The following is an 11,124-nucleotide window of genomic DNA, read 5'->3' on the forward strand; positions in this document are numbered from 1 at the left end:
CACCTTTCGTACAGCATGATGAGAGCGGCAAAAGCAAACTACACTTATGCTTCATTCGATGCACATTTGCAGAAGGTTGCAGCTATGAAGCCAACGATGCTACTCATGATTACCGTATTCCTGACTTTTTCAGCCATTTCTCAGGCCGAATCGCCATTCAGTTCTCTACAGTCGGCAAAAGAAAAGACCACGGTATTGCAAGATTTACGTAAAATTTGCACGCCACAGGCGTCATTATCAGACGAAGCGTGGGAAAAATTAATGTTGTCTGATGAGAATAACAAACAACATATCCGCGAAGCTATTGTGGCGATGGAGCGTAATAATCAGAATAACTACTGGGAAGCGCTGGGTAAGGTGGAATGCCCGGATATGTGAATTTCGCACACCTCCGCGCTCAGGCCAGCAGCCGCTGACGTACGCTCGCACATCAGTAAATCACCTGCTTTTTCAAATTCCAATCAAAATTGCACCCGTTCATCAGGATTGTGGAGGAATTTCCCTCTACATTGTTTTCATTTCATCACATAGAAAATCTTATCTCATTGAAACAATACTTGTTTTTAATGAAGAAAAGGAAGCCCAACGGATGGGCATAAAAATGAGCGAATTTTGATATCACCACCCTCTAAAAAATGGTGAAGTCTGCACAAAGAATGTTCGAAAGGAGAGAGTAGAGATGGAAAGCGCAAATCTGGATTTAGAAGAAAATAAAGAAATTGCCAGTAAGTTCGAACGTGCACTAGGTATGGGAGCAACACTTGCAGAGCTGCATGGCATTACTCCGGATACACTTGAAGGCGTTTATGCTTACGCTTATAACTTTTATGAAAAAGGAAGACTTGACGAAGCTGAACTCTTTTTTAAATTTCTCTGTATTTATGATTTCCAAAATTATAACTATTTAAAAGGATATGCCGCCGTCTGTCAGTTGAAGAAAGATTATCAAAAGGCATTCGACATGTATCATATCTGTTTAATGCTATCTCCCGATAACGATTTCTCTTTGGTTTATTACATGGGCCAGTGCCAGATGGGCTTAAAAAACACTAAAATGGCCACGGAGTTATTTAATACAGTCGTAACCTACAGCCAAAATGAAAAAATTAAAGAGATGGCTACTGCTTATCTTGAACTCTTGACAGCCAATACCGAAGAGGAAGTTCAAACAGAGTGAGTCGGCAAAATGAACATAAACGGAAAAAACTCTTCTTTTACGCCTGAAGAGTTAACCAGGAAATATCATGAGAAAGCCCCGGTTGATTTAAAAATAACCATAGCGATAAAATAAATGAGAAGAATAACAATAAACACATTGCTTACTTTCCCGTTGATGCCATTTTAGATGGGAATAAACATCTGCCATGAGTTAAATAAAAAAGAATTAATTACACCCGATGATAGCTTAAAAAGGAGGTGAATTATGTCGGCACCGATTACGGGACAAACGATCACGTTTGAACAAATCAGCGAAACATTGCGCACACAGTATAGCGATGCGGAAAAAAGACTGCAGGACAGCAGCAAAACGCAAGTTGATCCCATGCGGCTTAATAAAAACCCGAAATCCCTTGATAATGATATTCGCGCTCGTCTTGAAAACAAACCGATGCTTGCTCCGCCTGAAATGCAGGTTTTAGATTCAGACAACGCCACTACAGCAAAGACGAACGATGCCCGCCTGACGATGATTTTGGGTAATCTAACAGGCATTGCCGATCAGGATATTACAACACGATTGCATAATAACCTTGACAGCACCCTGCTTCGACACGAAATGGCACATAATAAGTTTCGTGAATTAAGTGACGCTTACTCCTCGTCATTAGATTCCGCGCAAAAAGCCGACGACATCATGCATCAGGCCAATAATAATTACAATGCGGTCGATAAAAAGGTGCAATCGCTGGAGAAAAAAGTCAATGCATTGAATCAAGAGCTGTCGCAACTGCAACCTGGCGATCCGCAATATAATAAAGTGCTGACGCAAAAAAATGCGGCTGAGAAAACACTCACGCTATCATTACAAAAAAAATCGTTAGCTGAGAAATCGTTAAATACAGCCATTATGGATGCTGATGCTGCGATCGGCCAAAGTATGGAAATTTTTGACGAAATTCAACAGCAAGAACAGATTAATAACTTTACCACCAATATTTGCCTGACCCAGGAAAACCAGAAAAACAGAAACGCGACAGCCACATTTATCCTTTTGATTACCTCAGTAATGGAAGTTATTGGTGATACCAATTGCGAATCTATTAAAAATCAGTCTGAGGTAATGAAAGAGATTAACCATGTCAGGGAAAATAAACCCAATGAAACAGCGCGTAAATATACTAAATGGACAAAAGTTGTAAAAATCGTTAATGAGTGTGTAACTGTAGCTACCATTGCCATGAGCGCAATCTTAATTGTTGTTGGTCTTCTTGCTGCAGTTCCAAGTGGTGGTTCAAGTATTGCGGGTGCATTGGCACTTATTGGAGGAATAGCGGGCGCAGTAGTATTAGGTGTAGATATCACTTGTCAAATCGCTCTGGGCACCACGGCTACCGGCTGGATTTTAGGGAAAGTTGTAGAAGGTCTTTCGGCTGCTATTAAAACAGTTGATCCCACTCTGCTCGCAATCACCGCGCTTCTGGACGTTATTGGTGTCGATCAAGATACGATTGAACTGGTTAAAAGTATTTACGCAAGTGCAGCCGCTTCTATTGTCATGGCGACAGTAATGATTGGTGCAGCTGTAATATGTTCTGTAGCAATAGGGGCCGTTGTTTCTGCATTATCAAAAACAGCCGCAGAAGAAGTCACCAAAGAAATAACAAGCACTATAAAATCAACCATTGAATCTATTATTAAATCCGTTTCAAAAAATATTATAAAGGTATTAAACAGAGTATGCAGCATGATACAAACATCAGTCGTAGTTTTGAAGTTGATTGCCAAGATAAGTAATGCTCTGGAGAAAATAGGCTTAGCTATCTGTGAAACAGCAACATCGATAATGAATTATTGTGTTGCTGAAAACTCTGCCGACATGGCAATTTTACAACAGGACATGAGTAATCTATCAAAAACGCGTGAACAAATGCTTTCAGTATTGCAAAGGGTGGATAAAACCGTCGAACAAGAGGTAAGTCAGATGGTAAGAGTATTACAACACCGAACTGAAACCTTAAAATTTGCTTCCCATTCTATCGTATAAGAGGGTTCTAACATGGCCACCTATGAAATTAAAAATGCGACCAGCACACATAATATTAACAATCTCGATAAAACAATCTTTGATAGAGATTATAGTAAAGAAAACAACATACCAAATGATAATAAAATTGTGCAATACTATAACCTTAAAGATATTAAGCATGACATAAGCTCTCAGTTTATAATATTAAAAAATACAGACAGAGAAGTCTGTCCGGAACTAAGAGTAAAACTATTGGATAATCTTAATTATTCAAGGAATACGCTAGATAATTTGAGGGGTGACCTTAACAAACCTACAATTACATCCAGTCAATCAAGCAGTTCTACAGAGCAGACCACTATTAAAATATCTAAATTTAATATCCTTGATATGCTAGATAATTTGACCATGCGACAACAAGCTGTTATGGAGGAATTTTTAAGGGTATTCACATCAATGTATAAAGCCTCAGCTATGTCTGAGGCTATTATGAGCAATGTTTTTGAACAACTTGTCCAGTATCAGAGAAAAGAAACCGAACGCGCCACAGCAGCAAGTTCGATAGGTGTTATTATCGGGTCAGGAGTTGGCGCAGTCGGGGCCTCGGCATCTGCCGTAGCAAATTACAGAAGCCATCCCAAAAAGATGGTAACCCTTACACCTGACCAAGAGCATACTATCGAAAGAACTGATGATAATGCACAGCGCGCGTCAAAAAGGGAAGTTATAGAGCAACAAGCTTCTCTCAAACAAATAGATGAAAAAATAAAAAATACAACGAAAGATACGAATCTTAATGAAAAAGAAAAAGAAGAGGCGCTGAAATCATATGATAAAGAAAAAGAAGCTACTCTAGAAAAGATTAGAGATACAAACGAGAAAATTAGCACAAAACATAACAATAGGTATAATAAATATTTTACTATAGGTAAAGCAGATGTACTTTCACAGCTTAGCAATGAATCAATTCGAGCAACATCTAGATATCTAGAAAGCACTACTCATGCAGAAAAAGACATTGTTGAACAGGCTAAAAATGTTATGCATTCAGTTATGAGTAGCTATCTGGATCAAATTAGTCGTGATGTTCAAGGAAGAGATCAGGCACTTAATTTATTACAACAAATAATACAAACCATTATTGATACTGATAGCGCTATCGTTCAAGGCATTCGCTCATAAATAATTGCAATAATAGTTAATTATATTTAAGGAGGAATGACTCATGATTAATAAAGATAATAATTTAAATATAGATATTCTACGTCAGCAGAATGCAAACATTCCTCTCAAAGAGGCATCCTCGCAAAGTGAGGAGCCTCATCAACTGGGAAACAGCGAAAGCGAGGGTAATTTTCATAACAGCGCCAGTAAGGATAATAATATTGGCGCTATGCTCAAGAAAGATGTTGAGAAACTATCAACTTTAGTCAGTGAATGTAGCCCGCGAAATGAAGACTGGAAATGCCAGCACGACATACAACTTAACTTCGTTAAAAACATGCTCAGAAATTTTCCAACTGAGAACCTGTCAGAGAAAGGATCCGCGCTCTTACACGAAAGTTATTTGCTGATAAAAAACGTTCTGCAGCTTACAGAAAATGTTAATACTATTGACGGAAAGTTAAAGGATCCCGCTAAAATATTGACCCTGCATAACTCTGTGAGAAAAACCCTGGCTAACGTTGCTGACAACACAACCGGGTCAATTGCAATGGCAACGACCAAAGGAACCTTAACTCACGCTATCGCTTCTTTAGAGAGTTCTGCACCTGAAGTGAGAAGTTCAGAAACCAGCAGTACTTTAACTGCCAGTAGTTCAAGCGAATTTAAAAGTGATAAATATATATGCAGTGATATTGCTGATTTGATGAGTGTGCTCGGTAGCGACTACCTCGAAATCTATGCAAATAGCGTTGAGATAATGAGCGCATACTGGCAGGACTTCAGTGAACATATCCAAAGCAATATGGGAAAGTGGACTCACTCTAATAAAAAAGGCGATGCGATAGTTTTTGATGTCAATGCATTTCAAAAGGCCTTGATGCATTTTTATTATATCGATAAATATCCTAATGGTGATTTCCACTATCATTACAATCCAGACTATGTTTTATACCCTCCGGCACCAGCTGACAAAATTGGTGTTCCACTGGAAGAAGCAGAAAAATGGTGCGCCGCTTTAGATCTTCCGGTAATTCCACCCGATCCCAAACACCGCACACCTTCTCCGATTGTCGAAGTTGAACCGCAAGGTAGCGGTCTGTATGTTATTATTCCCAACCCTCAGATTATTGACAGTATGAGTCAGTCTTCAGACTCAATGGTACACAGGGACGATAAAGGGAAGGAAAAAAATATATCTAAAGAATTCACCGGCTACGAAATAAGCACGGCTGAATACCAGGCATGGCTGGCGGGTTATAACGGCCAGGCAGAAAACATGAAAACCGACGTGCAGGTTATCACGACTAAATACAGTACAGCCAACTCCACCTACGATACGATTATCAAATTATTATCGTCAACCATTACTGCATTGTTTGATTCAGCGAAGGATTATTTACGTTTCTGATTAAGTAACACCCACAATTATCATCCACTATCTGGTCCCGAAAAATGGGACCAGCGCTTTATATTATTAAGCATCACCTTTCATTCATTTCCTCATCACAATCTTACAAAATGAGCGTTTTTTGATAGAGCAATTCTGCCAATACTTTATTTTATATTGATCAAATTAATACTATGAATAGAGAAAACGGAAGGAGCGTTCTATGCAACTGCAACATGGAAAAAATACTACACAACAATATATATTTGGCGACTTTGTATTAAAAAACAATGGAATATTATTATTCAAAAACAAAGAATATCATATTCCACCGAAAGAACTTGGCGTTATCATTCTATTACTTAATGCTGACGGTGAAATTGTTAGCAAAGAAGAGATTATCGATAAGGTCTGGAGCGCGAGTGTTGCCAGTGATGAATCTCTAACACGATGTATTTATGCATTGCGCAAACTTTTGCATGAGAATAAACAGTGTAAGTATATCGAAACGGTCTATGGTCGTGGATACCGTTTTACTGTACCTATTGTGATTGTGACCGATAATGAACCGGTAAAGTCGACCACCACTCTTGCCGTTTTTCCCTTTCGTACCGAAGGTTCGATCAATGTTCTAAAACTCCATTACGAACTTGTCCAGGGCCTTTCAAAATATGCTTTTTGTGGTTTAGATATTTTACCCGCTTCGGTAACAAATGAGGCCAGTGATTTCTCCACTATCCATCAGTTTATCAATAAAACAGGTCCAGAATATTATATTATGGGTCAGGTCGTTCACTATGGTAAAAACTGGCGTTTATTTATTGAGTTAATTCATGCCAGAACACATAAATTGATTGATCATCAAAGCATTGATTTCAATCCCGATAATCCTCTTTCCGTATTATTATCACAAGTAATTAATATTCTTATTGAAAAAATACCCAACATTAATTTTAAATCTATTAATACACAACAAATGCCATCTCTGGATTCTGCTGTTATGTATATGAATGGCAGAATGGAAATGTACCGTTATACACCAGAGAGTTTGAAACGAGCATTAGTAATATTTAGAGATTGTGTAAGTACGCAACCGCAAAATACCTTGCCCTACTGTTGCCTGGCGGAATGCCATATATCATTAGCCCTCCTTGGACTCAGTGAACAAAAACAAGCAATAACTACGGCAGTAACCTCCATTGAAAAGGCTCTTGAAATTAACCCTTCAAATTCTCAGGCATTGGGTTTACTGGGTTTAATCAGTGGGCTAAAAGATGAACATTCAGTGTCTAATGTGCTATTTAAGCAAGCACATTTACTCAAACCTAATTCGCCAGACGTTTATTATTATCAGTCTCTGCTATGTTTTTTGAACGGTGACCTTGCAAGAGCATTTAATCTAATAGAAAAAAGCATTGCTCTTGAACCCAATAAAATGGGTATAAGCATTCTTAAATTAATTATACTTTATTACACATCCCCCCTCGATAACGCGATATCTTTTGCATTAAATCTTAACAGTCAAAACACCTGTAACAATCCAATTATTACCTCTATTCTGGCTATGTTCATGGCACTGAAAGGACATAATGATAAAGCCAAAAGTTTATTGCTTAAACTTGAGCCTGAACATGGTCTTGATTACACCTGTGTTAACTCGCTTTATACGAAGTTTCTGATCTATGGCGCATCTATAAAAAATGACATTATGAAGTTACTGGCAAATATTAGCACCAACAAAATCAATGGTGTTATTTTGCCGTTAATTTACACTGTGTATGGTAAAAAAGAATATGAAAAGCGCTGGCAACAATTAATTAAAGAGAATGATTTATGGTCAAATGTTTTGCTTCATGACCCCCGTTTGCTCAGTGTGAAAAACGAATTTAATACTATTGGTGTGATGCGTACTTCTGCGTAATAACGAATATAAATTGCCCTGCTGAAGCAGGGCAATCTAGTGATTACTTCGTTAATAATACTCTACGCACAAGCCAGAAGACTTTCCTGTCCCAAGCTCTGATATACCAGTTTCAGGATTAAATTTCTCGTGTACTCCCATGAGCTGAGTACTTGTCCAATAATCCGTACTGCTAAAAGCGTTCCCATACGTTTTTAAATTACCATATTCGCCCCACAACGTACCTACTTTTCGCGGTACTACCCCACCGCTTGGCCGCTGCGCTAATTCTAAAGATGACGGCATTTGACCATAGCTACATGAAGTATTTATGATATCCCAGGTATTACTACTGCTAGCACCTAAACTAGTAAACCATTTTTTAATCTTGAATTTAAATACAACATCATTCCCTTTACCATTCTTGGGTTTCCCAGTAATAGTAACTTCACTTCTTATCAGCACAGATAATGTTACTTCTCCATTACTATCAACATTAATTCCATAAATCCCAGCCGTCCAATTATAATCCGTATTTTTCATATTATGGGTTAGTAACAGCGTGAATTTTGCACCATCAAACCCTGTTTCTGGAAAACCATCTGTCGCCCTGAATTTTACACCATTAACACTCAGCGACTCGACTTCCACAAAAGGAAGGATGTTATAGGATGGTTGCCCGTATATACGCCAACCTTTAATCTCCATAAATGAAGTTAAATTTTCTCCTTCTTGGTAGGCCATATATGTACGTTCATATATGCCATCACCCACATATCTCCATTTTTCCCCTTCTTTCTTTTCTACATTTTGTAAGTACACTGCATCATCCAGCAAATCCAGACCGTTATCCACCGGATTTCCAAAATCATCAACTAATAAAGCACTGACAGGTAAATCCGCCCCTTCCACTACTAAAACTTCTCGTATACGAAGCTGTGAACCAAGCGGACTCACTTCACCTGGTTTGATAGTATAATTGTTTGAATAATTGGCATCGCTCCAACCAGCCATCTTCAGTTGCGCATTCAAATTCGCTTCCGCAAAATGTGCCATATACTGTCTTTGATATTGCCCATTGCCGTTGTAAACCCAATTATTGCCCTGGATAGGATCCGCATTCCTGACTTGTACGTTTTCCTCATTAAGCTGAACAACACCATCAGTAATAAAGTTACCCTGGGCATCTTTAAGAACAACGGTCACCGTTATGCTATCCCCAGCGATATATATCGTTTTGTCCGCGACAATCGTTGATTGAGTTTTTGCCGCTGCACCTGGTTGTATTCCATATAATGAGGACTTAATCTCCGCTGCCCATGTTTTTAATTTCAGACTGGCAACCAGATTTTCCTCGGCACCCCATGCTGTCCAGACAATGGTATATTCACCATTATTCTGCTCGACCCACTGCATAGAATCGGGAGTTGCGCCGCCTACCGCGAAACTATCAATATAAGACTCGATGACTTCTGATGTCAGCCCGAAAGCAGGGTTACCAAACTCATCCCGTAACGTTACTGTGACGGTTAATGGCTCCCCGGCGATATATGCCGATTTATCTGTCCTGATAGCAGAATTTGCCTGCACCGGAGCACCGCTGTGGATGGAATAACTCTCTGATTGTTTACTGCTGCCCCACTCAGACAACTTCAGCGTCGCGTGGTGAGAGTCTCCCGCCATTTGCGCCGACCATGTAGCAGTATAAACACCGGCGTTTTCAGACCATCCTCCTGAACGTACGGCTCCTTCCACTATTACGTTATCACCAGACAGTAAGGACTCGCCCCCTTCAACCAGGTTACCGTGCGCGTCTTTCAGCGTCACGGCGACGGTTATGGTCTCGCCAGCGGTGTATGCGTTTTTATCCGTGGCGATAGTTGATGTGGCTTGCGCCGGAGAACCGGACTGTATGTCATAGCGATCTGACGTTACGCCATCACTCCACGACTGCAATTGCAGGTTGGCGTGCTGATTGGTACTGGCAATCGTCGCCATTCGGGTTGTGGTATACACGCCACCTGATTCAACCCAGCTTCCCGTTTCTGACGGGTCGGTGCCAGCCACCGTCAGCACACCATTAGCGGCTAACTGTGAAGCTGCACCGGTTACCAGATTATCGAACGCATCCCGGAGCGTTACCGTGATGGTGATTGTCTCTCCAACCGTATAGTTCGACTTATTTGTTTCAACGGTTGAAGTGAGCTGCGATGCATCACCCGGTACAAAGGTGACGTTCTGGCTCTGGCTGCTGTTGTTGATGCTGGCGGTGACCACACTGGTTCCGGCGGTCTGGCTGGTGACAGAGATTTCCACCGTGCCATCCGGCTGAGTGGTCACCGTCGGGGCAGTCGTTGCGCCGTTGCCTGCCATCACGCTGACCGTCTGCCCGGCAAGCGCATTACCGTTAGCATCAGTGACCTTCACCTGCAGCGTATTCGCCGTCGCGCCGTCAGCCACTGAGCCGTCCTTAATGACCACCAGATCCGCGATCTGCGCCGTTCTGACATCGGCGATAAACGTCACATCCCGGCTCTGGCTGCTGCTGTTGATGCTGGCGGTGACCACACTGATTCCTGCCGTCTGGCTGGTGACACTGATCTCCACCGTCCCGTCTGGCCCTGTGATGACCGTCGGGGCAGTCGTTGCGCCGTTGCCTCCCAACACGCTCACCGTCTGCCCGGCAAGCGTATTACCGAACGCATCGGTGACCTTCACCCGCAGCGTGTTCGCCGTCGAACCGTCCGCCTCTGAACCATCCTTAATAACCACCAGATCCGCTATCTTCGCCGTCCTGACATCGGCGATAAATGTCACGTTCTGACTCAGGGTGCTGTTGTTGATGGTTGCAGTGACTGTACTGATCCCCGCCGTCTGGCTGGTGACAGAGATCTCCACCGTGCCGTCCGGCTGCGTGGTGACCGTCGGAGCAGTCGTGGCACCGTTGCCTGCCATCACGCTGACCGTCTGTCCGGCAAGCGCATTACCGAACGCATCGGTCACCCTCGCCCGCAGCGTGTTCGCCATTGCGCCGTCAGCCACGGCGTTATCCTGCGTCACCTCCAGACTCGCGATCTGCGCCGTCCTGACATCGGCGATAAACGTCACATCCCGGCTCTGGCTGCTGTTGTTGATGCTGGCGGTGACTGTACTGGTTCCTGCCGTCTGGCTGGTGACAGAGATCTCCACCGTGCCGTCCGGCTCTGTAATCACCGTCGGGGCAACCGTTGCGCCGTTGCCTGCCATCACGCTGACCGTCTGTCCGGCAAGTGCATTCCCGAACGCATCGGTCACCTTCACCTGCAGCGTGTTCGCCGTCGAACCGTCTGCCTCTGAACCATCCTTAATGACCACCAGATCAGCGATCTTCGCCGTGCTGACATCGGCGACAAACGTCACGTTCTGGCTCAGGCTGCTGTTGTTGATGCTGGCAGTGACTGTACTGGTTCCGGCGGTCTGACTGGTGACACTGATTTCCACCGT

At 42.2% G+C, this 11,124-nt stretch carries 6 protein-coding genes and 2 pseudogenes; 7 read left to right on the plus strand and 1 reads right to left on the minus strand.

The window, feature by feature from the left end:
* Window positions 1-84 precede the first annotated feature (84 nt).
* The 7 genes and pseudogenes from yicS to eilA all read left to right on the plus strand — a co-directional run bounded on the left by yicS (window position 85) and on the right by eilA (window position 7,662).
* The gene (yicS, locus tag G434_RS09960) at window positions 85-378 is read left to right on the plus strand and encodes a protein YicS (RefSeq protein WP_001309851.1); all 294 of its coding nucleotides are present in this window, start codon (window positions 85-87) and stop codon (window positions 376-378) included.
* Between the two features lie 301 nt (window positions 379-679).
* Window positions 680-1,177, plus strand: a complete 498-nt coding sequence (locus tag G434_RS09955) for a SycD/LcrH family type III secretion system chaperone (RefSeq protein ID WP_000443172.1) — start codon at window positions 680-682, stop codon at window positions 1,175-1,177.
* A 9-nt stretch (window positions 1,178-1,186) separates the two neighbouring features.
* Window positions 1,187-1,368: pseudogene (locus G434_RS30990) on the plus strand (hypothetical protein).
* 55 nt (window positions 1,369-1,423) lie between these two features.
* Complete coding sequence (gene sctE / locus G434_RS09950) at window positions 1,424-3,205, plus strand: type III secretion system translocon subunit SseC family protein (protein WP_016238968.1); 1,782 nt, start codon at window positions 1,424-1,426, stop codon at window positions 3,203-3,205.
* A gap of 12 nt (window positions 3,206-3,217) precedes the next feature.
* Window positions 3,218-4,369, plus strand: coding sequence for a hypothetical protein (locus G434_RS09945; protein WP_000257048.1), 1,152 nt, complete (start codon window positions 3,218-3,220; stop codon window positions 4,367-4,369).
* 43 nt (window positions 4,370-4,412) lie between these two features.
* A complete protein-coding gene (locus G434_RS09940) occupies window positions 4,413-5,762 on the plus strand; it encodes an IpaD/SipD/SspD family type III secretion system needle tip protein (protein ID WP_000608454.1) in 1,350 nt (449 codons plus the stop codon).
* Window positions 5,763-5,964: 202 nt separating this feature from the next.
* A complete protein-coding gene (gene eilA, locus G434_RS09935; RefSeq protein WP_001176839.1) occupies window positions 5,965-7,662 on the plus strand; it encodes a HilA family transcriptional regulator EilA in 1,698 nt (565 codons plus the stop codon).
* A gap of 51 nt (window positions 7,663-7,713) precedes the next feature.
* Here eilA and air read toward each other — a convergent pair.
* Window positions 7,714-11,124, minus strand: a pseudogene (air, locus tag G434_RS0125575) (inverse autotransporter adhesin EaeX/Air); the annotation flags it as partial.

This window comes from Escherichia sp. KTE172 (assembly GCF_000408845.1).
In the GTDB taxonomy this organism is placed as follows: Bacteria; Pseudomonadota; Gammaproteobacteria; order Enterobacterales; family Enterobacteriaceae; genus Escherichia; species Escherichia coli.

Coding starts and splice junctions, on each gene's coding strand:
- sctE (WP_016238968.1), top strand. CDS start 1,424: ATGTCGGCACCGATTACGGGACAAACGATCACGTTTGAACAAATCAGC.
- eilA (WP_001176839.1), top strand. CDS start 5,965: ATGCAACTGCAACATGGAAAAAATACTACACAACAATATATATTTGGC.
- G434_RS09945 (WP_000257048.1), top strand. CDS start 3,218: ATGGCCACCTATGAAATTAAAAATGCGACCAGCACACATAATATTAAC.
- G434_RS09955 (WP_000443172.1), top strand. CDS start 680: ATGGAAAGCGCAAATCTGGATTTAGAAGAAAATAAAGAAATTGCCAGT.
- yicS (WP_001309851.1), top strand. CDS start 85: ATGAAGCCAACGATGCTACTCATGATTACCGTATTCCTGACTTTTTCA.
- G434_RS09940 (WP_000608454.1), top strand. CDS start 4,413: ATGATTAATAAAGATAATAATTTAAATATAGATATTCTACGTCAGCAG.